A 24,426-nucleotide genomic window follows, 5' to 3' on the forward strand; every position below is an offset into this window, starting at 1 on the left:
GAGTTCATCAAGGAGCGACTCAGACCAGCAAGCTCGTATTCTTCGCCATCTTCTCCCTGAAGGCCTGCCACTTCGTCTCCGGCAGTTCGGGCGGGCCGGGGAGGAGCTTGCGGACGACCGTGGCACCGGGAGCCCAGGCGGCGTCGGGCAGGGTCCCCATCACGTCGGCGTACACCGAGCGGAGGACCTCGGCCTGCGCGGCCCAGGAGAACCGGTGCTGCAGTTCGGGGTCGTCAGCGATGCGCCGGGCGATGCGGTCGCGGTCTGCGAGCACTGTCCGGACTGCCAGCACGAGGCCGTCCACGTCGCCCGCGGGGTAGACCGCGCCGAGGTCGAGCTCCTTCACCAGGTCGGCCTGCGCGGGGGTGTCGCTGGTGATGATGGGCAACCCCGCGCCGATGTACTCGCAGAACTTGTTCGTCACCGCGATGTCGTGGTTCGGCGCGTGCAGCAGCGGGCTGAGGCCGATGGTGGCCGAGCGCAGGTAGAGCGGAACGACCTCGGCAGCGACGAACGGCGCCAGGTGCACGCGGTCGGCCACGCCCAGCTCGACGGCACGGGCCTCCAACTCCGCGGTGACGGAGTTGGCCCGCGCGACGATCGCGAGGTGTACGCCGGGCAGCTGGGTCAGCGCCTCGACCGCCGTGCCGACGCCGCGGGCGCGGTTGACGCCGCCGCCGTACACCAGCAGCGGCACGTCCTCGGGCAACCGCAGCTGCTCGCGCAGACCCTTGAAGTCGGCGTCCTCGGCGTCCTCGGGCGGCTCGACCGGCGCGTTGAGGACGACGTCGGGTAGCTCGGCCAGCTTGTGGTCGCGCTTGAGCCAATGGGCCAGCGGCTCGGACACCGTGATCACGCGGTCGGCGTCGCGGATGAACTCGCGCTCGAGATCGCTGTACGCCGCGACTCGCCGCGGAGCCACCACCGGCACACCCGGGATGTACTCGTGGGCGTCGTAGATGATCTTGATCGTCCGCCCGTCCAGTGCCGCCCGGTGCGCCGCACGCGCCGCGATGCCGAGCATGAACACGTCGTGCACGTGGATGACCTCGATCAGGAGGCGGTCCAGCAGCGGGCCCAGTGTCAGCTCCTGATCGACCAGCTCGGGCATCACCCGCCGCCAGCGCCCCGCCGGCAAGTAGCGGTAGAGCTTGAGCAGCCGCTCGCGGCGCTTGCCGATGCCCAGGTCGGTGATGTCGGCCTTCGTCTTGGCACGCCGGAACGAGTAGGCGCGGGCCTGGAGAATCGCGCGGTGCAGTCGCAACGTCCGCCAGCGCACCGCCCGCTGCAGCCTGTCGCGGACGGAACGCTGGGCGCGCACCGCCGAGCCCGACTCGCCGCCGGCACGCTCGTGGTCACGGCGGTCGCGGCCGCGGTCGCCGCGCAGCTCGCGACTCGCATACTGCCAGCGGCCGTAGGCCAGCATGTACTCGGCCTCGGTCCTGAACCACGGCCTCAAATTGGTCTTGAGGTTGGCCAGCCGCTTGCGCCACCCCGTCAACAGCACCTTCGACGGGATGACCGGGCACAACACCTGCACCTTGCCGAAGTAGCGCACGCCCCTGAACCGGCGCCCGGGAAGGCCGATGCAGGTGACGTCGAGGTCCCAGTTGGCCACCGTCTGCGCGTACTTGAGCACGCGGGCGTCGACGACGATGTCGTTGCCGGCCATCATCACGACCTTGGGCCGGATCCAGGACGGCTTCCAGTCGACCGGCACCGGACTTGATCGGCTCGACTGCTCGACGAACGCGGCCAGCGCGTCGGCCGACCAGCTCCCGTCGTGCACCGTCTCGACGAAGGCCGGTCCGCGGGCGGCGACCTCGCGGCCCCGCTCCGGGTGCGCGATCAGGTCGAGCACGACCTGCTCGACGGTGTCGGGGGTCGCGTCGACGATGGGCAGGTCGAGCCCGGTCTCCGCGATCACCCGATCCCGGACGTGCTGAGCGATGTGTCCCACCACGATCCGGCCCGCCGCCATGGCCTCGCACGCGGCGACGCCGTAGCTGCCGATGCGGAACTGGTCGAGGACGATGTCGGCGTCGCGGTAGACGGCCGGCATGTCCGCCGGGTCGACACCCTCGACGCGGCGATAGGTGATCAGGCCGCGCTGCGCCAGGCTCTCCATGATCGGGTCGATGAGCTCGGAACCCTTCATGGCCGACTTGCTCGGCGCGTGCGCCACCACCGGCACCTTGCGCTCGAGCACCGGGGCGTCACTTCGCCAGGCCTCGACGTCGACGACCACCGGGCACCAGGCCGCGTTGGGCACGTAGTCGAGGAGATCGGGGGTGGAGACGTACACGCGGCCCGGGTACGACGTGAACAGCTCGATGGCCCGCGTGGAATTGCGTTCGAGCAGCTCGACGTTCTCGTCGTCGAGGTCGGGGAACGGCGACCACGGCTCGGTCTCGGCGTGCCGGCTGGGGATCCGGACGTCGGAGCCGTGGGCGATGAGCCCCACCTGCAAACCCTTCGTGAGCAGATGCGGGATCTCGAAGGACCCGTCCGGTCCGTGCAAGGGACCGAAGATCGGCCGGGCCGCCTCGAGCAGTACATGCGTGTAGTTGCCCACGACATGGTTGTAGAAGTTCAGCCGCCACCGAGGATTGCGCCGGTACGTGCGGGCCGGCACGCCGTAGTCGACCTCGTAGTCGAGCACCCCCTTGAAGAAGGCGAACGAGGTCGCCTTCATGGCGGGCACCCGATCCTCGAGCGCGCGCGCCCACCGAGTGCCCTGTCCCGCGAAGTTGGCCGGACCAACGAGCAGCCGGACGGATGCGTCGAGTCGTGCCGGCATTCCGTCGCGCGGATCCGAGTTCCGATCCACAGTTGTTCTACCCCCAGGTCACGGTCTTGACATATAAGGACTAGACCGGTATCGGGCCAGACTTGCCCCTTGGCTTTTGTGTGCTGAGTCCCCCCGGACTCAACCTATAGATGCAGCGAGACTCGCAAATGGTTGCTAGAAATCGTCACTTGTTCTCGAGAAGGCCGCTGTAGCGCAGCAGTTTCGGCGTCCAGAGACCGAGGGCGGCGACGGCAGCGACCAGGAGTACGGCGCTCACGAACGTGGTGATGCCGACGCCGTAGTGCTCGGCGAAGACGCCCAGAGCCAGGGATGCCAGGGGCATGATGCCGATCGCCAGTTCCTGCACGCCGAGGGCGCGGCCGTGCAGGGATTCGTCGGTGGTCATCAGGAGCAGCGTCGTCTGCAGTACGCCGAACGCCGCGCTCATCACCCCGATCGCGGTCATCAGCACGAACGACACCATCGTGTCGTGGGACAGCGCGAACAGCGACCACAGCGTGCCCCAGATCGCCGTACCCACCACGAACATGCCGCCCTTGAACCGGAAGTCGCCGAGCCAGGCGATCACCAGCGAGCCGGTCAGCCCGCCGACGCCGGCACAGGTGAGGAGCCAGCCCAGTCCGGCCGCGTCGAGCCCGAGTGACTCCTGCGCGAACACCGGCATGAAGGACTGCGCGACCGGCCACAGCAAGGTGTTCGCGGCCAGCGTGATCAGGAGGACGGTCGAGGCCAGCCGGTTCCGAGCGAGGTCGCGGAGGCCGCTGGTGACCGCCTTGCCGAGCGAGGCCAGCGTGGCAACGGCACTGACCGCCACCAGCGCCCACGAGGCCGCGACGATCAGGAGTCGCACCCGGTTGTGCCGGTCCGCGAACGCACCTGCGAACGGACCGAGCAGGAGCGGTGCCAACCGCACCGATGTGTAGACGGCGACTGCGAAGTCCGAGTGCGTGGTCTCCCAGGCGAGCCACCCGAGTACGAGCGTCTGTGTCCACACGCCACCGAAGAAGAACAGGTTCGAGAACCAGAACAGCCGGAACGCCCGGTTGTCCCGCAGCGCGCCCAGGGTCCGCCCAACAGCAGTCCCGGTACTCACACCGGTACTCACACCATGAGTTCGCCGTCGCGGACGACGACCTGCCCGCCCGCGATGACGTACTCGCGACGCGGGGCGCGGACCAGCACGTCCGGCGCGTTCTCGGCGTCGAGCAGCACGATGTCCGCACGGGCGCCCACGGTGAGGCCGTGGTTCTCGCGGTGTACGAAGGAGGCGGCGTACGTGGTCGCGAGCTCGACCGCGTACGTCAGGTCCTCGTCGGTACGGAGCCCGTGCAGCCGCGCGAACCCGCGGGCGATCTGCAGCAGATCACCATCGCCGTACGGCGACCAGAGGTCACGGATACCGTCGGTACCGAGCCCGATCGGGACGCCCGCCGCGCGCATCTCGCGGAACGGCAGCGGTGCCGAGGTGGCCGGGGCGACTGTGGTCCAGGAGATCCCGGCCGCGCCGAGCTGGTCTACCATTTCGCTCCGCCGCGCCGGGGTCAGCTCACCGAGGGCGAACCCGTGCGACACGTTCACCTTGCCCTGTAAACCGGCCTGCACGGTCCGCTCGGCGATCAGCTCGTACTGGAACGCGCCGAGGTCACCGTGGTCGTGCAGGTGCACGTCGACCCCGACCCCGCGCCGGACCGCGATCTCGAACAGCGCGTCCAGTTGGCCGACCGGGTCGCGGTCGATCGTCGCCGGGTCGAGCCCGCCGATGCTCGTCGCCCCTTCGGCCGCGGCCTTGTCGAGCAGATCGAGGACGCCGGGCCGCCGGAGTACGCCGTCCTGCGGGAACGCGACGATCTCCACGTCGACTGCGCCGTCCAGTGCGGCCGCGGCCTCGAGGACGTTCGCGATGCCACGCAGTTCGACGCCGAGATCGACGTCGACGTGCGTGCGCGTCGCCGTCGTGCCGTGCCGGAGGAACTCACGCAGCACAGCCTTCGCACCGTCGACGCTCGGGATGCCGTACTTGTCCCGCTCGGCGCGCTCGTGCGCGATCCGGCCTTGGGTGGTCGGCTCACCGCCGTACGAGACCCACGGCTGGCCCCACCAGCTCTTGTCGACGTGCGCGTGCGCATTGACGAAGCCCGGCAGCGCCAGCAGTCCGCGCCCGTCGATCCGCTGCTGCGCGGTTTCCGTGCTGGTCTCAGTGCTGGTCTCGGTGCTGCCCTCGGTGCTGCTCCCGGCGGGGGAGAGGTCCGCGATCAGGCCGTCGACGATCGTCACGTCGACCGCGTCGCCGCCCCACGGGCGCACGTCAGCAAGCAGCAAGGAGGTCATGCCGAGAATGGTATACCAAACCGCACGGTGCCTTCACTCCATGCCACGGCTGCTCCGGAACAGGACCTGCGACTGGGCGAGATGCTCGGCGGCGAGGCGTTCGGCGGCGTCCACGTCCCGGTTGGCGATCGCGGTGAACAGCTCCAGATGCTGGCCGGCGACCGCGATCAGGTCGTCGTGCTGGGTCAGCAGCCACCGCATCCGGCTGCGCAACGGGCGCTCGATCTCGACCAGCAGTTCGTTGGACGCCAACTCGGTCACGAGCTCGTGGAAGTCGGCCGCCTTCCGCCGCGCGACGACGGCGTCCTTCGCCCGTGCCGCGGCCAGTTGCTCGTCCAGAACCGCCCGCAGCCGGTCGAGACCTTCCCTGGTACGCCGTTCCGCCGCGAGCCGGAACGTCAGCGGCTCGAACGCCTCCCGGACCTCGGTCAGATCGGCGATGTCGGAGTCGGTGAACGTCCGCACGACCGCCCACGAGCGCGGCCGCAACGTCACCAGGCCCTCGCTGACGAGCGCCTTCAACGCCTCCCGTACCGGCACCCGGCTGACGTCCAGCGCGGCGGCCAGTTCTCGCTCGACGAGCCGCTCGCCAGGCCGCCGTACGCCGTCCAGGATCTCGCCCCGCAGCTGCCGCGTGACCCGTTCGGTCTCGGACTCCCGACTCTCGCTCATCGACCCTCTCCAGCTTTTGGTATGCCATTCACGGCCATTCACAGCATGGCGTACCGATGGTTGCCGGGCGAATCAGCTCGCGGACTTCTCCTTGATCAGGTCCTCGACGGCCTTCGGGATCGTGGTCTCGAAGTCGAGCAGCTTGGCCCACGTGAGCGTGATCGTGATGAGCACCATCTCGTCGTACAGCGCCTTCACGCCTTCGACCCAGCCCGGGTACTGCTCGTCGGTCATGACCTTGTGGCCGGCGACGAGGTAGCCCTCGGGGACGCCCGGGACGGTGGTGAGCTCGGCGGTGCCGCGCAGCAGCAGCACCTTGGGCGGGAACGCGCCGGTGTCGATGGTGAGCGCGACCTTCGGGTTCTTACGGAGTGCGGCGACCTTCGCGGACTTCGGCACGGTGGCGATCACGATCTGCTCGCCCTCGACCCAGAACCCGATCGGGATACACCGCGGGTCGCCGTCCAGGCCGTCGTACGCGAACCGGGCCGGCTCGGAGCCGTTCAGGAGCTGCTGCGCGTACGGCTTGGCGAGGATCTCCGCGATCTGCTGCTGGTTCATCTCGGTTTCCAATCTGAGGAGGCTGGTTCTCATCAGGGGGACGGAGCTGCCGCGGGGTTCTCGACATCGATAGGTTGGCGAATCGTGGAAAGTTTTGACTTCGGTCGCGGAACGGTCCGGCTCGCCGACGACGGGGCGGTCGCGCAGGTGCTGCACCCGGACGGGCGGCGCGTGCTGCTCGACGAGAGCGCCGATGGCGCGGTGCACGACAGCCTGCATGCCTGGGGCAAGGGCTTCGTGATCACCGACCGCGGTGCGTACCGGTTCGATGCCCCGGCCTTCACCCGGTGGCGCAGCAGCGGCATCGACCTGATGTACCGGTTCGGCGACCTGGAGCTCCGCGTCGGGCGCCGCTTCGGGGAGCAGTGGACCGAGACGTACGAGCTCCGCAACACGAGCGAGGACGCCATCGAGATCGGGTCCCTCGCGATCAGTACGCCGTACCGCGATGTCTACACGTCGAGCCGCGAGAGTCTCACCGGCGCGGTGCACGCGCACGTCTGGACGGGCGGCGCGGACGCGTGGGTCTGGGCGGTGCCGATGGACGGCAGCGGGCCGGGGCTCGGGTTGCAGGTCAAGGAGGGCGAGCTCTGGGCGTACTCGGTCGAGTCCCGCGAGCCCGGTACGGGCAGCAACATGCGCGGCCACCTCTACCTCCACGTCACCGACCACGCACGGGTACCCGACGCGATGGGCGGCCAACCGGCGGTCACGCTCGCGCCGGGAGCGTCGTACCGCTGGACCTGGCAGCTGGCCTGGTACGACGACCTGCCCGCGTTCCACGCGGACCGCGCCCCGCTCATCGACGCAGACCGCCTCGCCGCCGAGGTCAACGAGACGATCGAGCTCCACGACGGACGCGAGATCACCAGCGCCGAGCCCGGTCTCAAGTACGTCGAAGCGCCCGACGGCAGGTCCCGGATCGCGGTCCTCTTCCACGAGCCGCTGCGAACGATCGCCGAACGCCGCGTCCGCTTCGTCCTCGACCGTCAGCGACGCCCGGAGCTTGCCGACAGCCGCAAGTACGCGTTTGTCCCGTACGACAACGAGAGCGGGCTCACCGTCCTGTCCAGCGCCTGGCGCGACTGGTCCGATGCCCGCGAACGCGTCGGCATGGCCCTGCTCCTGCAGGAGGTCCGCGACCGCGGCTGGGGTGACCGCGCCGAGCTGGACGAGGCGCTGGCCGGCTACGAGCAGTTCGTCCGCGAGCATCTGCTCGACGAGCAAGGCACGATCCATGACGACAGCGTCCACCAGAACGCCGTACGCCTCTACAACTTCCCGTGGTTCGCCCGCTTCCTGCTCGGCCAGGGCGATCGCGCCGCCGCGACCCGCATCCTCGACCGGTACTACGAACTCGGCGGCGACCACTTCCTCGCCTTCGACCTCGGGCCGTTGCTCAGCGAACTCGGTCTGCACGAGCACCTCGTCCGGCACGCGAAGACCTTCATCGGGTACGGCGCCGAGCTGCCGCCGCACGAGGTCAACTACGAGCAGTCGATGGTCGCCCCGCTCCTCGAACTGCTCGTTTCGGCCTACCGAACCGCACCGGACCAGATCGACGGCGCCGAGCTGACCCGCCGCCTCCCGTGGCTGACCGCGTTCGCCGCCGACCAGCCCGACGTACGACTGCGGCACGTGGCGATCCGGCACTGGGACGGCTACTGGTTCGGCCGGCTGCGCCTGTGGGGAGATGTCTTCCCGCACTACTGGTCCGCGTTGAGCGCGGTCGTGTACGCCGCTTGGCCGCGGGAACTCGTGACACCCGAGCAGGCCGCGTGGCTGGATCGCGCGGAGGACGCGATCCTCCGCGCGAACCTGGTCAGCTTCGCCGCGGACGGATCGGCGACCTGCGCTTTCGTGTACCCGAGCTGCGTCAACGGGCAGCCCGCGCACGTCGCCGACCCGCTCGCCAACGACCAGGACTGGGCCCTCGTCTACGCGTTACGACGTGAGGGTCGGCAGTAGCTCCCGGAGTCGGGCCATCACGTACTCGTGCACGCTCGTCCCGTACGAGATCCGGGTCGCAGCGGACGCCGCGAGCTCGGCCGGCGTCGGTCCACCCGTCTTCGCATGCCCGTTGATCGGTCCGCCGACGGCCTCGGCCACCTGGGCCAGCTGGTCGAGCGGCGCGAGGATCGGATACACACAGTCCGCCCCGGCGCGGCGGTACTCGCGTCCCCGCCGTACTGCCTCGTCGACCGGGTCGTCCACCGGGCGAATGAAGGTGTCGACGCGTGCGTTGATCACCAGCTCGGCCCCCGCGGCGGCCCGTACTTCGGCCAGATAGTCCGCCTGCCGGGCGATGTCGACCAAGGCGCCGTCGACCGAGTCCTCGAGGTTGCAGCCGACCGCGCCGGTCTCCAGCAACCGCTCCGCGAACTCCTTGGGCGGCAGACCGTACCCGGCCTCCATATCGGCCGTCACCGGTACGTCGACCGCGCGGGCGATCCGCGCCACGGCGGCGAACATCTTCTCCGGCGGGGTCAGCTGCCCGTCGTCGTACCCGAGCACACGGGCGACCGCGCCGCTGCTGGTGGCCACCGCGGAGAAGCCGGCCTCGGCAACCAGACGTGCGCTCACCGGGTCCCACGCGTTCGGGAGAACCAGGGGAGTGCCGCCGTGATGAAGTGCTCTGAACAGTTCGGCTGTCATCGCTGCGACCTCACGGCTTGTAGTGGCCGGGCTCCATCCGACCGGTGACCCCGACGCGCGTCCACATGTTGATGGTGATGATCAGCGCGATCAGCTGCGCCAGGTCCTTCTCGTCGAAGGCCTGTGCGGCGACGTCGTAGACGTCGTCCGGGACGTGGTCAATGCTGATCAGCGTGATCGCCTCGGTCAGCTGCAGCGCGGCCTTCTCCTGCTCGGTGTAGAACTTCGACGCTTCGCGCCACACCGGGAGCAGGGTGATCCGCTGCTGCTGGTCCTCGCCGAACTGCAGCAGGTCGAGAGAGTGCATGTCGGTGCAGTACGCGCACCCGTTGATCTGCGAGGCCCGGATCCGCACCAGATGCGCCAGCTTCGGGTCGAGGCCGTGGTCGGACACCCGGTCCAGCTCGATCATCGCCTGGTAGAAGTCCGGCACCAGATTGGCGAGCTTGACCCGCCGCGTCGTGGTTGTCGTTGTGCTCATGTCTTCAACCTAGGCGCGAACCGGCCCAGCGGCATGGTCCAATCCTCGCAGAGATCAGGGGGCCAATCGTCAGGCCTTGGGGCGCCGCACCAGACGGCGCCAGGAGCGGCTCATCGGGTTTCCCGGCGCTCGCTTCTGGATCGGTTTGAGAAGCTCGTCCACGGCCGACCCCAGCGGTGCCAGGTCGTCGTTCGGCGTCGGCGCGGGCTTTGTTGCCGCAGGCTCGGGTGGGGTCGTGGTACGACGAAATACAGACATGACATCCCCCTGGGGGAGAGGGCCGGTGCGGCCGGCACCTCAAGTGGATGTCAACGATTCCGGAACTACCTCGACACTACTCCTGTCTGGTCCGGAAAGCGCTAGCCAAGACCTGAGCACCCTGGCTTGCCGTCACCCTCTGATTTCTTCCGCGGGGAACCATGCGGTGGTCTCGGGAAGACCGTCGTCCTGGTACTGGACGAGGCCGTGCCACCCGGACAGCTGATGGTCGCAGCCGATGAGCCATCCTGAGCGCCACTCGCCGCCGATCCGGACATGGACGTGAGCGGGCAGCTGCAGGTGGTCCAGCCGGTACGTGTCGTGGTCGACGGGGTCGGTCATGAGGTCTGTCCCACCGTTCCGGTCGGCAGTCCGCCGGATGTCTTGATCTCGCGGAGCAGCAGCCCGAAGCCACCGCCCTCGTTGGGCGTTATGGAGCCAACGTACCCGGAGCAGGAAATCCGGCATCAGTCACCAGCGGACGAGTTTCCAGAGTTCCGGGTGCGGGTCCTGATCCGTGTCGTGTGGGGAGCCTACCTCGGCGAAGATCGTGACGGCCGACTTCAGGTGGCGCATCGACTCGTCGGGGTGGCCCAAGGCGTGGTGCAGGTCGGCGAGGTTGTTGTGCAGCGCGGCCTCCCGGTGCCGGTCGCCCTGCTCGGTACACAGGGCGAGCCCGGTAGTGGCGAATTCGAGTGCGGGTTCGAGGTCGCCGCGGGCGCGGTGAGCCAGGGCGAGGTTGTTCAGGGCAGCGACGCGACCGGGCAGATCACCGATCTGTTCGGCGAGGTCGCGGCCGGCCTCCAGATGCCGGAAAGCCTCGTCGAACCGGCCGGAAGTGGTCGCAAGCATGCCGAGCATGTTGTGGGCCTGGCCGAGAGCACGCTGGTCACCCGACTCCATGGCGTACGCGAGGGCCTGCTGGGCGAGGTCTGTCGCTCCTGCCGCATCGCCTGCTTCCTGGCGGGTCAGGCTGAGGTCGGCCGTGACACCGGCGAGCGCGGCGGGCTGGTCGGGTGGCAGGACGTCCAACGCCGCACGGAAATGTGCCTCGGCGAGAGCCCACTCGCCGCTGCGGTGACACAGCCGTCCGAGCCGGTGCTCGATTCCCGGCAGGTCGGCCGGAGCTGCCTCCGCGGCTGCCAGTTCATAGCTACGCATCGCGGCCGGGTAGTTCCCGGCGAGTGTCTCGAGGTCGCCGATCGAAGTGTGCAGCGCCGACGGCTGCTCGTGTCCGAGCGCCAGCGCGGCGTGGAAGTGTTCGAGAGCCTCGGCGTTGGCATGGACCTGCCTGGCCTGCTCGGCGGCGCCGGCGTAGACGCGGGCGGCCTCTTGGTCCTGGCCGGCGAGTTCGAGGTGCCGGGCAATGGCCGCGGCAGGACCGCGGACGGCGCGCGCCGCTCGGGCATGGAGCAGCCGGCGCCGCGCGAGACCGGTGTCGGCGGAGACCAGTCTGCGGAGCTGGTCGTGGACGAAGTCGTAGTCGAGCGGACCCTCGTGGATCAGCCCACGACGTACCAGCTCCTCCAGCGCGGCGACGGTCTCCTCGTCGGAGCGCCCGCTGACCGCACGGACGGTGTCTACGTCGAACGATCGTCCGAGCACCGCGGCGGCGGTCAGTACCTGCCGACCGGTTTCGCCGACGGTTTCGATCCTCGCGCGCAGCAGGTCGTTGACGCCGGACGGGACCGGCCAGTTCTCGTCCGTACCGGTCTTCAGAGCGTCGAGATATTCGACTACGAGCAACGGCACGCCTTCGGTTTCGGCGTACAACCGGCGTGACAACTCACGGTCCAGCTCAGGATGTGCGGCGGTCAGCAGTTCTTCGATCGCGTCGACCCCCAGCCGATCGAGCCGTCGTACGGAGGCAACGCCCCGTGCGGCCGCCGCGACGACGCTTCCGGGCGGACGGTCCGCCGGGGTTCGCCAGGTGAGCACGATGAGCAGCCGGCGGCCGGCGAGACGCCGTACGCCGTACCTCAGCAGCACTAGGGACGCCTCGTCGAGCCATTGCGCGTTGTCGATGTGGATCACGCCCGGAACCGTCCCCGAGACAGCACCCGCGAGGGTGTCCCACGCACCGGCCAGGAACCTGGTTTCGGCACCCGGACTGTCCGCGTCGACCCTCGATCGGGTCTCGGTGAGCTCCGGCAACAGCCGCGACGCTTCGGCGAGTGCCTGAGCCGGTACGTCGGCGATCCATCGGCTGTCCTCGTGCAGGCGCGCCCGTAGTGCGTCGAGCAGCGGCGCGTAGGCCAGCGTCGCCTCGTCCTCGTACGCACGCCCGGCCAGGACGGCCGCACCGTTCTTGCGCAGATCGAGGAGCAGTTCCTCGACCAAGCGGGTCTTGCCGATGCCGGCCTCGCCCTCGACGACGACCAGCCGGCCGTCGTGATCGATCGCGTCGTAGACCGCACGCAGCGCGCGCAGATCCTGATCCCGTCCGACGAACGGCGTCCGTGCTGTCTCAGGCTGCTTCGGCGTCGATGCAGAGGTCGCTGTGGGCGTTGGGCCGACGAAGGCGCCGGCGTTGATTGCCTCGTAGAGCTCGGTGGTCTCGGGGAGCGGCGAGACACCGAGCTCGCGCGAGAGGGTGCGAAGGCACTGGCGGTACTGGAGGATTGCGGCGGCGCGATCGCCGGTCAGGGCGTACAGCCGGATGACCACGCGGTGAGCCGGCTCGTGCAACGGGTCGAGCGACACCCAGCGGCGAGCGTGATCGAGGGCGGCCGGCAGATGGCCGGCCTGTTCCTCGTCGGCTGCCAGCCGGGCGAGCGCGGTCGTCAGCTCGCGGCGCAGCTCGTCGGCCTGGTTCCGGGACCAGTCCTCGAAGTCGGGTGCGTCCCGCAGACCGAAGCCCTCGAGGAAATCGCCCCGGAACACGCTGACGGCCGCAGCGAGGTCGTCGTCGGCCAGCAAGGCCCGGAACCGGTCGACATCGACGGTCAACCCAGCCGATTTCACCAGGCGTACATGGTCGCGGGTGGTCTCCAGGAGCTCAGGACCGATCGCGGCCCGCAGCGTGGACAGGGTCCGCCGCAGCGCGCCGCGGGCCCGTTCGACGTCGCTGTCCGGCCACAGCAGGTCGACCAGTGCGTCACGCGGCCGCGGCCGGTCCGCCATCGCCAGATGGGCGAGCAGAGCCACCGCCTTGCGGGTGTCGAACCCGACGAGCGTGCCCGCCCGCTCGACCCGCGGCGGCCCCAACAGACTGACCTCGATCACCGCATCCCACCCCCGCAGCGGCTGCGCAGGAACCGCGCACCGAAACCGTAACGATTCTTGCACGGTGGAGCGCGAACCTGTCGTCCACAGACGCATCAGGAGTTCCATGCCTGAAGGGGGAGGGGGACACGTGACGGTGCGAGTGGGCACACCTGCCCGGTTGGCTTGGTCGTTGTGGGGTCTGTGCGTCGTGCTCATCGCCGTCGCGCTCGTACTCTTCGTCATCAACGCAGATGCCAGACCGGCCGGTTCCTACGGCTCTCTGGATGCCGTCATCGATGTCGGGATCCTGGGTTTCCCGACCGTCGGCGCGGCCATCGTCGCCAGGCATCCGGACAACGCGATCGGTTGGTTGCTACTGGCCACCGGGCTGGGGAGCGCTGTAGCGCAGGCCCTCCTCGAGTACGGCGCCTACTCCCTGCTGCGCGCGCCGGGCACACTGCCGGGCGGGGCCTGGGCGGGCGTGGTGGCCGATGCCGTGATCTGGCCGTCTGTCGCGGCGACCTCGGCCTTGATGTTCGCACTGTTCCCGACCGGACACGCGCCGTCGCGGCGATGGCGGTGGCTGAAGTGGGCAGTGGCGGTCGACGTACTCGCCTATGTCGCGGGGACGCTGTTCGCCCCCGGCGGACTGCACTACTTCCCGACGGTGCCGAATCCGTTCCCTGCAACGAGTCTTGTCATGTCGGCGGTCAGGCGAGTCGCCGCGCCTGCCCTCATCCCGGCGCTGATTCTCGGGCTGTTGGCAGTGGTGGTTCGGTTCCGGCGATCGCGAGGGGCGGAGCGGCTGCAGATCTCCTGGATGTTCTACCTCGCAACCCTGCTGCTGGCGTCCACCCCGCTCACGATGGCGTTGTCGGGCACAAACCTCCACGTCGGCGGCATCCCGGTCAACGAGCTGGCGTTCGCCGGCTTCCTGATGGCCGTCCCGCTGGCCGTCGGGGTCGCGATCCTGCGGTACCGCCTGTACGACATCGACGTGGTGATCAACCGGACACTCGTGTACGGCGCTCTGTCCCTGATATTGGCCGCGGCGTACGTCGGCAGCGTCTTGCTGCTGCAGTTGGTCGTGAGCCCTGTGACGCGAGGATCCGGCGCGGAGGTTGCGGTCTCGACTCTCGTGGTCGCGGGGCTGTTCCGCCCGCTGCGGTCGCGGATCCAGGCCGGCGTGGACCGGCGGTTCTTTCGGAGCCGGTACGACGCCGCTCGCACCCTGGAAGCCTTCGGGACGCGGCTGCGCGACCAGTTGGATATCGACGCGCTGGGGAACGACTTGCAGGCCGTGGTCAACGACACCGTGCAACCGACCCACGTGTCGCTGTGGTTGCGGGGGTCCGGCCGATGAGTGGCCGTGGCGCTCGTCTGCTCGCGTGGGGCCTGTTCGGGATCTTTGTGGTGTTGGCCGCGGCGACTCCGGTGCTGGTTGCGATTCGCAACGGCCATGCATCGGATGCGCTGGTCGCGTTGGGGATCGGTTTCGCACTCGTCGGTGCGCTGGTCGCGTCGCGGCAACCCGCGAACGCGGTCGGCTGGCTGCTCCTCGCCGCTGCTGTTGCCCTCGGCCTCGATACGTTCACGACCGTCTACGCGAACCGGTCGTCATCGCCCGGCGCGCAATGGGCGGGGTGGCTCAACAGCTGGTTGCTGTTCGTGTGGCTCTACGTGCCGGCCCTGTTCCTCCCTTTGGTGTTCCCAGCCGGACGGCTGCTGTCGCGCCGGTGGCGGTTGGTCGTCGGGCTCGGAGTGGGTGCTGTCGGGGCCGACATCATCGGAGCCGCGTTCACGCCGGGCGTTCTCGAGATTCCGTCGGACCGCCCGATCCGCAATCCGCTCGGCATCGGAGGACCCGTCGGCGACGCGCTCGCGTGGCTGTCCGCGACCGCCGAGCTGCTGGCGGCCGGCACGCTGGTGCTCGGCGCCCTGTCCGTGTTCCTGCGCCTGCGCCGAGCGCACGGCCGAGAGCGTCAGCAGGTCACCTGGTTCGCCTACATCTGCATAGTGGCGCTCGTCCCGTTCGTCGTACTCGCGCTCGCGGGCCTGGTCGCGGGCGATGACGTCCCACCCTGGCTGAACGTGGTGCAGGTGGTCGCCTGGTGGTCGCTGGTCGCCCTCCTTCTCATCGGCCTGCCGTCGGCGATCGGCATCGCGATCCTGCGGCACAGGCTGTACGACATCGACATCGTCATCAACCGGACTCTCGTGTACGCCACCCTCACGCTGACCCTCGGTACGGCGTACCTCGGCAGCGTGCTGCTCCTGCAACTGGTGCTGAACCCGTTGACCCAGGGATCGGATCTCGCCGTGGCGATGTCGACGCTCGCGGTGGCCGCGTTGTTCCGCCCGGCCCGGCGCCGGATCCAGCTGCTCGTGGATCGGCGCTTCTTCCGGCGCAGGTACGACGCGGCCCGGACGCTGGCGGCGTTCGGCGCCCGGCTGCGCGACGAACTGGATATCGATGCCCTCGGCACCGACCTCCAGGCGGTCGTACACGACACCATGCAACCGGTCCACGTGGCGTTGTGGCTGCGGAGTCCCCGATGAGTGGCCGTGCCGTACCTGTCATGGCCTGGGTGCTGGCCGGTGCGGCAGTGGCTCTGACCGCGACCGCCACCGGTCTGGCCGCGGCCGCCGGAACGCTAGACGCCGGCTGGGGGAGCCTGGGCATCGTGATGGTGCTGGTCTTCTGCGCGGTCGGAGTGATGATCGCGACCCGTCACCCGCGCAACCCGATCGGCTGGATCTTCTGTGCCTCCGCTGTGGCGAACGGCCTGGGTGGACTGGCCAGTGGGTACGCCGACTACCGCCACGTCGGATCGGGTCCCGCCGGGTCCCTCGCCGAAGGGGCGGCCTCGTACGCGACCGTGTCATGGATCCCGGTGGTCCTCGTGCCCGTGGCGTATCTGCCGCTGCTCTTCCCTGACGGCCGGCTCCCGTCCCGTCGCTGGCGACCCGTGGCCTGGTCCGCCGCGCTCGGAATCGCTGCCGCGTTCCTGACGTCGGCTACACAACCAGGCGCGCTCGAGGACTATCCCGGCCTGGCGAACCCGTACGCGATCGACAACGTCGTCCGGACGACAGGCGAGGGCCTGTCCGCGCTGGTGGTGCTGTGCGTCCTCGTCGCCTCGCCGCTCGCGCTGATCCTGCGGTTCCGCAGAGCGGGTTACGAGCAACGCCAGCAGATCAAGTGGCTGGTCTGGGCCGGGGCCCTCGCGGCCGCCGCGATCACGATCGGCACCGCCGGCTACGACCTCCTGACACCCGCGGTGGCGAACGTCGCGATCATGCTCAGCGTTCTCGGTCTGCCCGTTGCGACGGGCATCGGCATCCTGCGCCATCGCTTGTACGACATCGACGTGGTGATCAACCGCACCATCGTGTACGGCGTCCTCACCGTCACGTTGGCCGCGGGCTATCTGGGCAGTGTGCTGGTGTTGCAGCTCGTGCTGCGTCCGGTGACACACGGCTCGGGACCGGCTGTCGCGGTGTCGACCCTCGCGGTGGCGGGATTGTTCCGCCCGGTGCGGTCGCGGATCCAGGCCCTGGTCGACAGGCGGTTCTTCCGGCGCCGGTACGACGCCGTACGCACGCTCGAGGAATTCGGCGTACGGCTCCGGGAGCAACTGGACCTGGACGCGCTGGGCGTCGACCTACGCAACGTGGTGAACGACACCATGCAACCCGCTCACGTGACGTTGTGGCTGCGTGACCGTAACGATTCCCGGACGCCGGCTCCGTAGAAAGGGCTTGTGATGGTCGTGTTGAGCAGCACTCTCCGCCGCTTCCGCAGGCGAACCGCCGCGGAGGCCGGTCAGGCGGCGCCCGCGCAGCGCCCGCATTCTGCCGCGGGCGACGAGGCGACGCCGGTCGAGATCGCACCCAATGATCCGCTGCTGGCCTACTTGCAGAGCGCGAGCGGCGCGGTCGACGTGGAGACCCTGGAACTCGACTCACCGGCCTTGGCGGAGCTCAAGGCGGCAGGCGTGAAGCTCGCCGTACCGCTGGTCAGTCAGGGCGAGCTGATCGGCGTACTGAACCTCGGGCCGCGGCGCTCCGAGCAGGAGTACTCCAGCGACGATCGCCGGCTGCTCGACAATCTCGCCGCGCAGGCCGCGCCCGCCCTGCGGGTCGGCCAACTGGTCCGCCAGCAACAGGCCGAGGCCCGGACCCGCCAGCGCTTCGAGCAGGAGCTCGAGGTCGCCCGGCTGATCCAGCAGAACTTCCTGCCCAAGCAGTTGCCCGAACTGTCCGGCTGGCAGGTCGCGGCCTGCTACCAGCCGGCCCGGGAAGTGGGCGGTGACTTCTACGACGTGATTCCGCTGGCCGATGACCAGGTCGGCTTCGTGATCGGTGACGTCACCGACAAGGGCGTACCGGCCGCGCTGGTGATGGCGGCCACCCGGAGCGTGCTGCGCGCTTCCGCGCAGCGACTGATCGAGCCCGGTCAGGTGCTCGAGCGGGTCAACGAGCACCTCTGCCCGGACATGCCGGCGAAGATGTTCGTCACCTGCCTGTACGGCGTTCTCGATCCGGCGACCGGCCGTTTCCGGTTCGCGAACGCCGGTCACGATCTGCCGTACGTCAAGACCGCCGAGGGCTCGGTCGAGTTGCGCGCCCGCGGTATGCCGCTGGGGCTGATGAGCGGGATGACCTACGAGGAGCACGAAACGCTGCTCGCCCCCGGCGACTCGCTGCTGCTGCACTCCGACGGCATCGTGGAAGCGCACGATCCGCAGGGACAGATGTTCGGGTTCCCGCGCCTCAAGGAGTTGGTGGCGCGCTACCCGGGTGGCGGCGAGCTGATCGACCTCGTGCTGGCCGATCTGCACGCGCACACCGGACCCGGTGCCGAGCAGGAGGACGACATCACGATGGTCGTCCTGCAACGGGAGCCGGACCACCGCTCCAACGGAAGGGTCACTCCGGAGATGCTCGCCGAGTTCGAGGTGCCGAGCGTCGAGGGCAACGAGCGGCTGGCGCTCGAACGGGTGTCCGGCGTGATCGCTCCGCTCGGCCTTCCCGCGGCGCGGCTCCGCCGCCTCGAGACAGCGGTCGCCGAGGCCACGATGAACGCGATGGAGCACGGCAACTCCTACCGCGCCGACTGCCCGGTGACCGTTCGCGTGTACGGCGAACCGAGTCAGGTCCGCGTCGAGGTCGCGGACCGCGGTGGAGCCCGGCCCGCCCCCGCTGAGACCGAGGTACCGGACCTTGAGGCCAAGCTCGCGGGGCTGCAGCGGCCACGTGGCTGGGGGCTGTTCCTGATCAAGAACATGGTCGACGAAGCGCGGGAGACCACCGTCGGAGAACGCCACATCGTCGAGCTCGTCATGCACCTGGAACCGGTGCGGGAGGAAGGAAACGACGATGGCGACACGTGAAGCGCTCGCCCACGTCCGGCTGCGGGACGGTGTGGCGGTCATCGAACTGGTCGGTGACCTGAACGCCGCGGCCGAGCCGGCCCTCGACGAAGCCTGGGCCGCCGCGACCAGCGAGCGACCCGACGCCGTGGTGCTCAGCTTCGAGAACAGCGGCTACATCAACTCGACAGGTATCGCGCTCGTGGTCGGGCTGCTCGCGAGCGCACGGGCCCACCGGATCCCGATCCGGGCGTACGGGCTCAGCGACCACTACCGGGAGATCTTCGAGATCACCCGGCTGGCCGACTTCATGGCGATCGAGGACGACGAGGACACAGCGCTACACGGGGCTGTACAGGGCGCGGGAGGGGACGGAAATGGCTGAGGCAACAGCGACATTCGACGTAAGGCGGCACGGAGCCGCCGGCGTTCTCGACATCCGGGGGGATGTCACAGCGGGTTCGGAGGACGTCCTGATGAAGGCGTACGAGAGCGCCGGGGACGTCACGGCGGTGATCCTGAACTTCGCCGGACTCTCGTACATGAACAGCGGCGGCATCGGCCTGCTGGTCACCTTGCTGGTGCGCGCCAAGCGGCGTTCGCAACGGCTCCTGGCGTACGGGCTGTCCGAGCACTACCGCCAGATCTTCGAGCTGACCCGCCTCGACGAGGCGATCGGCATTCACGACACCGAGCAGGACGCGCTGGCCGCGGCCGGCGCGGCCGGCGTGGGCTGGAGGGGTGAACACCATGAGTAGCAACGACGAGCAGCCCGCCGCGGCGAACCGCGACGCGGCCAACTGGGCCAAGATGGTCTCGCGGCTGAAGGTCGCACAGGTACCGGACGGCGCCGTGAACCTCAACGTGGAAGGCCGGCAGCTCGCGAGCCCGATCCAGGGGTTCGGGAAGATGTGGCAGAAGACGTACGTCGTGCGGCTGCCGGCGGAGCGGATCGCACCGGCCGAACTGATCGCCACCTGGCGTCGGCAGTTCGGTGATTTCTGGCCGTCGGGGAATCACTTCTACGGACCGCTGACCGGCATCGAGCCCGGTGACGTCGCGCTCCTCAACCTGCGGATGCCCGGCGGCAGCAAGCTGTCGACCGGTGTGATGGTGCTGTACGCCGACGAGGAGTCGTTCACGCTGATGACGCCGCAGGGGCACATGTTCGCGGGCTGGATCACGTTCAGTGCGGCGCGGCAGGGCGACGAGACCGTCGTACAGACACAAGTTCTGATGCGTGCTTCGGATCCTGTCTTCGAGCTGGCGCTGACGATGGGCGGCCATGGTCAGGAGGACCGGTTCTGGGGCGAGACGCTCGGGAACGTTGCTGCGCACTTCGGCTGTCCGGAGGCCGTTGTCGACACCAAGGTGGTCTGCGTGGACAAGCGGCGCCAATGGTCGAGATGGCGCAACGTGTGGCACTCGTCGGCGATCCGCTCCGGGATCTACCTGTTGGAGGCTCCGGTTCGCGCTGTCACCCACCGCAAACAGGCCGCCTGATCGCAACTTTCGGCGCGCTGGTCGCATCAAGCTTGGTAATCAAGGGGGAGTTCGATGAAGATCGGCTCGAGAACGTCAGGGGTGCTGGGTGCGGCCGTCCTTGCGGCGGCTCTGCTCCCGGGAACAGCGATCGGAACGGCCGCGGCGCCGAGTGCGGCGTCGGCACAGTGCAGGTTGGGCCTGGGTTCGGTGTCGGCGACGGGTGACCACCAGTGGCAGGATGTCGTCGCGACGTCGCCGCCGACGAACGAGGGTGTCAGGGTCATCATCGGTGACCTGTATCCCGACGGGCAGACGCGGCTCAGCACGTCCATGGTCCAAGAGCCGACTCCGGGCGGCCTGCGGGTTCACGGCTACGTGGTGATCGGCTCGGCGCTGTACAGCACGGCGTACGACAGTCTGGTTCCCGAATCGGTCAGCGTACGTCGGATCGGTGGCGGCTGGGATGCCTTCACAGTCCTCGCGGAATCTCGCTACGACCCGTACCGCGGGACCTTCTCGCGGACGAACGAGTACGCCCTGCGCAACGACGGGGTCCTGTTCCGGTGGACCCGCGACCGCAACGGCGTCTGGGGTCAGCGCGTGTCTGCGCCGGGGTTCGCCGCGGTGAAGACGATGGTGCTGATCAGCAAGACGGCGACGTACGACACGTTCCTGGCGACCACCAGGGGCGGTGCGCTCTACACCATCCACATCCCGACGACCGCGCCGATGAAGCCGGTGGTGAAGAAGGTGCGCAGCTCGACCTGGCAAGGTTTCGAGTCGTTGGTCGCGGAGAAGTGCGGTCGCCAGGGCACGCTGCTGGTCGGGATCGACAAGGACACCCATTCGGCGTACCTGTACGCCGTCGGCCGCGCGTCGGGCACGTCCACTGTCATCCAGGGCCTCGGCAAGATTCCGGGCAGCTTCGACGCCCCGGTCTATTTCCGCTGGGCCACGCTGGACTTCGACGAGCTTTTCGGCGAGTAACTCATCACCGGGCAGGTTCGCGGCTAAGGTCCAGTTCTATGGAGGACGGAGGCGCGGACCTGCATCTCGAGTTGACGGCGGCCCGGGGGCGGGGAGACCTGGTGCGGGCGTTGCACGAGTCGATCCGGAGCGGCCGGCTGGCGGCGGGCACCCGGTTGCCGTCGTCGCGGTCCCTGGCTCGCGACCTCGGCATCGCGCGGAACACGGTGGCCGATGCCTACGGGCAGCTCGTCGCCGAGGGATGGCTCACGGCGCGGCAAGGGTCGGGAACAGTGGTTGCGAGCAGGGCCGCCGTACCGCCGTCGCCGGTCGTCTCGTTGCCCGAGGCCCGGAGCTTTCGGTACGACCTGACGCCGGGATCGCCGGATGTGGCCACGTTCCCGCGCACCGAGTGGCTGGCCGCGGCGCGGAAGGCGCTGACCGCGGCGCCGAACGAGGCGTTCGGCCTAGGGGATCCGCGCGGCCGGATCGAGTTGCGGCGGGTGCTGGCCGACTATCTGGCCAGGGCCCGCGGGGTGCGGGCCGATCCGGAGCGGATCTTGATCTGCTCGGGGTACGTGCAGGCGCTGAGTCTGCTGAGCGAGGCGATCAAGGCGCTCGGCGGTACGACGATCGCGGTCGAGGAGTTCGGGTACGGGTTGCATCGGGACGTGATCCGGGCGCGCGGGCTGGAGGTGGCCGCCGTACCGGTCGACGAGTTGGGTGCGCAAACGGCCAGGTTGACCGGGCAGGGCGTGCTGCTCACGCCGGCGCATCAGATGCCGACGGGCGTGCCGCTCGCACCGGAACGCCGTACCGCTGCCGTCGAGTGGGCGCGGGAGTCGGGGGCAGTGCTGCTCGAGGACGACTACGACGGCGAGTTCCGGTACGACCGGCAGGCGGTCGGGGCGTTGCAGGCGCTTGATCCGGAGCGGGTCGTCTACACGGGTACGGCGAGCAAGAGTCTTGCGCCGGGGCTGCGGCTCGCGTGGATGGTGCTGCCGCAGCGGTTGATCGAGCCGGTGGTCGCGGCGAAGCGGACGGCAGACTTCCAGACCGCGACCCTCGAACAGCTCGTCCTGGCGGAATTCATTGCCTCCGGCCACTACGACCGTCATGTACGGCGTTCCCGTCTGCACTACCGCCGTCGCCGCGACCGCCTCGTCGAGCTGCTCGCGGTCCGCGCGCCCACCGTCGAGGTGGCCGGTATCTCGGCGGGCCTTCATGTGCTGTTGGACGTTCCCGGCGACGCCGAAGACATGGTCGCCCGAGCCGCCCGCCAAGGCCTCGGCCTCGCGACCCTCACGACGTACCACTTCAACCCCACCCCAGCCACCCGCCAAGCAGTGATCGTCGGCTACGGCACCCCACCCGACCACGCCTACCCCGGAGCCCTGGACCTCCTCTGCCAGGTCCTAGGCGTGTAACCCGCGCCCCCTCGCGCCGCCAACCGGGGTTTGCACAAGAACTGGGGGCGCTGCACAGGAAATAGCCTGTTCCCACCCACCACTTCCTATCCAACGCCCCGGGATGTGCCGGTTCCGGCGGTCGGTCTGCAAGCCCACGAGAACACCCCCTCGATTGCCGTCCGCGTCGGGCAGCCCGCGATCTCCGGAAACTTTTCGCCACTAGGTGACCTTTATGTTCCGGAAAGGCGCGACAGGCGCCGGCTACCGGTCCGTGTGGACCCAATCCCGACGGCCGGGAAGCCAGCGACCTGGCGCGGCTGTGGATAACTGCAGTCGCGCATCGACAAACCCGATAAACTTAAGCAGGAAGGACAGGTGGCGCACAGCTACGCAACGCCCGCCGCAAGCGCTCGAATGTCGTCCGGCCCGACTCGGCAGCAGCCTCCGACGTACGCCGCTCCCGCCTCGACCCACCCGGGTGCGAGGCTCGCGGGTCCCGCGCAGTCGCCGACCCATTCGCGCGCGATCGCGTCCCAGGACTCGCCGCGGTTGGGATAGGCGACTGCCGGCTTCCCGGTGACGGCGACCGCGGTCTGTACCGCGGCGCGGACGTCGGAGGGCCGGCAGCAGTTGATGCCGATGGCAACTACCTGATCGATGGCGGGGATCGCGAAGGCTTCCGTGAGTGGTTGGCCGGCGCGGGTGTGGTCGCTCTCGATCGAGTACGAGAACCACGCGGGGAAGTCGAGTTCGCGCAGTAGCTCGACCAGGACCTCTGCCTCGTCGGTGTCGGGGATCGTTTCGACAGCGAGCAGGTCGGGGCCGGCGTTGGCGAGGAGTTCGAGGCGCGGGCCGTGGAAGTCGCGGAGGATCTGCGAGCTGACGCCGTACCGGCCGCGGTACTCCGAGCCGTCGGCGAGCATCGCGCCGTACGGTCCGACAGACGCCGCTACCAGTCGGTCGTCGTACTCGTCGCGGACCTCGAGCGCGATGCGGATGCTGCTTGTGATGAGGCGCTCGGCCTCGACGCGTTCGACGCCGGCGCGTTCGAACCCGACCACGCTGGCCTGGTAGCTCGCCGTGGTGGCGACCATCGCGCCGGCCTCGTAGTACGCGCGGTGTACGGCGGCGATCTCCGACGGAGCGTCACGCAGCAAGCGGGCGGACCAGAGTGCGTCGGACAGGTCGTGGCCGCGGTCCTCCAGGGCGTTCGACAGGCCGCCGTCCAGGATGACCGGATGGTCAGACACTTTGGACCAGTTCGAAGACCTCGTCCGCGCAGCCCCAGGAGAGCGTGACACCGGAGCCGCCATGGCCGTAGCAGTGGATGATCGGCTCGCCGGAGCGGGTACGCACGAGCTCGCACCGGATCGCGGGACGCGCCGGCCGCAGCCCGACGCGTTGACGGATGATTTTCGCCTTGCGTAGTTGGGGAACCAGCTCAGCCGCCCGCTCCATGATCTCCGCGGTGGTCTTGGGGTCGACGGCCAGGTTCCAGTCGCCCGGCTGGCTGGTGCCGCCGACGACCACGTCGTTCCGCCGCGGGATCACGTACGTCAGCTCGTCCGGCGAACGGTCCGCGACCAGCCAATCGGTCAGCCCGCACGGTTCAACCGTCAGCACCTGTCCACGAACCGGCGTGACCGTCGGATCGCTGGCGGTCAGCCGCGCGCCCAGCCCGGTGCAGTTCACCACGAGATCGGCCCCGGTCGGCAGCGCGGACAGCGCCGCACGCGTCAGCGTTCCGCCTGCGGCCTCGAGCCGTTTCACCAACGCAGGCAGATACGCCGGCATGTCGATCACCGGCGACGTGAAGGCCCACCCGTCCACGAACCCGGCTGGCGGCGACGCGACCCGCGTGAGATCCGGGAGTACGTCCGCCCACCGCGGATCCGGCTTCCGCTCCACCAGGAATTCGCGCCCGTGCCGCAGCTGCACCGACGGCTCGACCTCCGCCAGCTTCGCGAACTCCTCATACGTCGCCCGCGACCAGCCGGCCACCCGGTCCTCGGGCGCCGACAGGTACGGGTACCAGATCGCGGCCGCCACGGACGAGGTCGTCTCCAACGGCAGATCGCGGGCGAACACCGCCACGTCGTACCCGCCCTCGGCGAGCCTGATGGCACAGCTCAGCCCGATCACGCCCGCACCCACCACGATCACGCGCATTCCCACAGTCTTACCTACGCACCGTGATCACGCCAGGCGCGTAGGTCC

General features: G+C 69.2%; 22 protein-coding genes. 10 read left to right on the forward strand and 12 right to left on the reverse strand.

The genetic code is table 11. The annotated features are described in order from the left end of the window. Positions 1-19 precede the first annotated feature (19 nt). The 5 genes from EV651_RS27340 to EV651_RS27360 all read right to left on the reverse strand — a co-directional run bounded on the left by EV651_RS27340 (position 20) and on the right by EV651_RS27360 (position 6,385). A complete protein-coding gene (locus EV651_RS27340) occupies positions 20-2,830 on the reverse strand; it encodes a glycosyltransferase (protein WP_133788111.1) in 2,811 nt (936 codons plus the stop codon). Positions 2,831-2,975: 145 nt separating this feature from the next. Then, the gene (locus EV651_RS27345) at positions 2,976-3,905 is read right to left on the reverse strand and encodes an MFS transporter (RefSeq protein WP_202870534.1); all 930 of its coding nucleotides are present in this window, start codon (positions 3,903-3,905) and stop codon (positions 2,976-2,978) included. A gap of 8 nt (positions 3,906-3,913) precedes the next feature. After that, positions 3,914-5,140 carry an amidohydrolase gene (locus EV651_RS27350; RefSeq protein WP_133788113.1) on the reverse strand — a complete coding sequence of 409 codons (1,227 nt, stop codon included), beginning with the start codon at positions 5,138-5,140 and terminating at the stop codon, positions 3,914-3,916. Positions 5,141-5,173: 33 nt separating this feature from the next. Next, positions 5,174-5,812, reverse strand: coding sequence for a GntR family transcriptional regulator (locus EV651_RS27355; protein ID WP_133788114.1), 639 nt, complete (start codon positions 5,810-5,812; stop codon positions 5,174-5,176). A gap of 72 nt (positions 5,813-5,884) precedes the next feature. Continuing rightward, positions 5,885-6,385 (reverse strand): pyridoxamine 5'-phosphate oxidase family protein, encoded by a 501-nt coding sequence (locus tag EV651_RS27360; protein WP_238157222.1) that lies wholly within the window; start codon positions 6,383-6,385, stop codon positions 5,885-5,887. Positions 6,386-6,457: 72 nt separating this feature from the next. On the opposite strand from EV651_RS27360, the gene EV651_RS27365 reads away from it, so the two are divergent. After that, positions 6,458-8,341: a hypothetical protein gene (locus EV651_RS27365; RefSeq protein WP_238157223.1), complete on the forward strand. Its 1,884-nt coding sequence runs from the start codon at positions 6,458-6,460 to the stop codon at positions 8,339-8,341. Here EV651_RS27365 and EV651_RS27370 read toward each other — a convergent pair. The 5 genes from EV651_RS27370 to EV651_RS27390 all read right to left on the reverse strand — a co-directional run bounded on the left by EV651_RS27370 (position 8,318) and on the right by EV651_RS27390 (position 12,992). Further along, entirely contained in the window at positions 8,318-9,028 is a 711-nt protein-coding gene (locus EV651_RS27370) for an isocitrate lyase/phosphoenolpyruvate mutase family protein (protein ID WP_133788116.1), read from the reverse strand. The two genes, EV651_RS27365 and EV651_RS27370, sit on opposite strands and share 24 nt — an antisense overlap. Positions 9,029-9,038: 10 nt before the next feature. Beyond that, positions 9,039-9,509 carry a carboxymuconolactone decarboxylase family protein gene (locus EV651_RS27375; RefSeq protein WP_133788117.1) on the reverse strand — a complete coding sequence of 157 codons (471 nt, stop codon included), beginning with the start codon at positions 9,507-9,509 and terminating at the stop codon, positions 9,039-9,041. Between the two features lie 69 nt (positions 9,510-9,578). Then, positions 9,579-9,767, reverse strand: a complete 189-nt coding sequence (locus tag EV651_RS27380) for a hypothetical protein (RefSeq protein ID WP_133788118.1) — start codon at positions 9,765-9,767, stop codon at positions 9,579-9,581. Positions 9,768-9,899: 132 nt separating this feature from the next. After that, a complete protein-coding gene (locus EV651_RS27385; protein ID WP_133788119.1) occupies positions 9,900-10,109 on the reverse strand; it encodes a hypothetical protein in 210 nt (69 codons plus the stop codon). A 129-nt stretch (positions 10,110-10,238) separates the two neighbouring features. Further along, positions 10,239-12,992 (reverse strand): AAA family ATPase, encoded by a 2,754-nt coding sequence (locus EV651_RS27390; RefSeq protein WP_166658807.1) that lies wholly within the window; start codon positions 12,990-12,992, stop codon positions 10,239-10,241. A 130-nt stretch (positions 12,993-13,122) separates the two neighbouring features. Between EV651_RS27390 and EV651_RS27395 the strand changes: the two genes are divergently transcribed. From EV651_RS27395 to EV651_RS27435, 9 genes are read left to right on the forward strand one after another with little or no spacing between them, the layout of a single operon-like run. Next, a complete protein-coding gene (locus EV651_RS27395) occupies positions 13,123-14,337 on the forward strand; it encodes a hypothetical protein (protein WP_166658808.1) in 1,215 nt (404 codons plus the stop codon). Next, positions 14,334-15,533, forward strand: coding sequence for a hypothetical protein (locus EV651_RS27400; protein ID WP_133788122.1), 1,200 nt, complete (start codon positions 14,334-14,336; stop codon positions 15,531-15,533). The genes EV651_RS27395 and EV651_RS27400 overlap by 4 nt, the downstream gene beginning before the upstream one ends. Further along, complete coding sequence (locus tag EV651_RS27405; RefSeq protein ID WP_133788123.1) at positions 15,530-16,729, forward strand: hypothetical protein; 1,200 nt, start codon at positions 15,530-15,532, stop codon at positions 16,727-16,729. Before EV651_RS27400 ends, EV651_RS27405 begins: the two co-directional genes overlap by 4 nt. A 12-nt stretch (positions 16,730-16,741) precedes the next feature. Continuing rightward, positions 16,742-18,370, forward strand: a complete 1,629-nt coding sequence (locus EV651_RS27410; RefSeq protein WP_238157231.1) for a SpoIIE family protein phosphatase — start codon at positions 16,742-16,744, stop codon at positions 18,368-18,370. Next, a complete protein-coding gene (locus EV651_RS27415; RefSeq protein ID WP_133788125.1) occupies positions 18,357-18,734 on the forward strand; it encodes an STAS domain-containing protein in 378 nt (125 codons plus the stop codon). Before EV651_RS27410 ends, EV651_RS27415 begins: the two co-directional genes overlap by 14 nt. Beyond that, positions 18,727-19,107: an STAS domain-containing protein gene (locus EV651_RS27420; RefSeq protein WP_133788126.1), complete on the forward strand. Its 381-nt coding sequence runs from the start codon at positions 18,727-18,729 to the stop codon at positions 19,105-19,107. The genes EV651_RS27415 and EV651_RS27420 overlap by 8 nt, the downstream gene beginning before the upstream one ends. Beyond that, complete coding sequence (locus tag EV651_RS27425) at positions 19,100-19,852, forward strand: hypothetical protein (protein ID WP_133788127.1); 753 nt, start codon at positions 19,100-19,102, stop codon at positions 19,850-19,852. The genes EV651_RS27420 and EV651_RS27425 overlap by 8 nt, the downstream gene beginning before the upstream one ends. Positions 19,853-19,906: 54 nt before the next feature. Continuing rightward, the gene (locus EV651_RS27430) at positions 19,907-20,821 is read left to right on the forward strand and encodes a hypothetical protein (protein WP_238157224.1); all 915 of its coding nucleotides are present in this window, start codon (positions 19,907-19,909) and stop codon (positions 20,819-20,821) included. Between the two features lie 38 nt (positions 20,822-20,859). Continuing rightward, on the forward strand, positions 20,860-22,227 hold the full coding sequence (locus EV651_RS27435; protein ID WP_133788128.1) for a PLP-dependent aminotransferase family protein: 1,368 nt from the start codon (positions 20,860-20,862) through the stop codon (positions 22,225-22,227). Between the two features lie 368 nt (positions 22,228-22,595). On the opposite strand, the gene mmuM is transcribed toward EV651_RS27435, so the two are convergent. Next, the gene (gene mmuM, locus EV651_RS27440; RefSeq protein ID WP_238157225.1) at positions 22,596-23,459 is read right to left on the reverse strand and encodes a homocysteine S-methyltransferase; all 864 of its coding nucleotides are present in this window, start codon (positions 23,457-23,459) and stop codon (positions 22,596-22,598) included. Then, entirely contained in the window at positions 23,452-24,378 is a 927-nt protein-coding gene (locus EV651_RS27445; RefSeq protein WP_133788177.1) for an FAD-dependent oxidoreductase, read from the reverse strand. Before EV651_RS27445 ends, mmuM begins: the two co-directional genes overlap by 8 nt. Positions 24,379-24,426: the final 48 nt, after the last annotated feature.

This window comes from Kribbella sp. VKM Ac-2571 (assembly GCF_004362255.1).
In the GTDB taxonomy this organism is placed as follows: Bacteria; Actinomycetota; Actinomycetes; order Propionibacteriales; family Kribbellaceae; genus Kribbella; species Kribbella pratensis.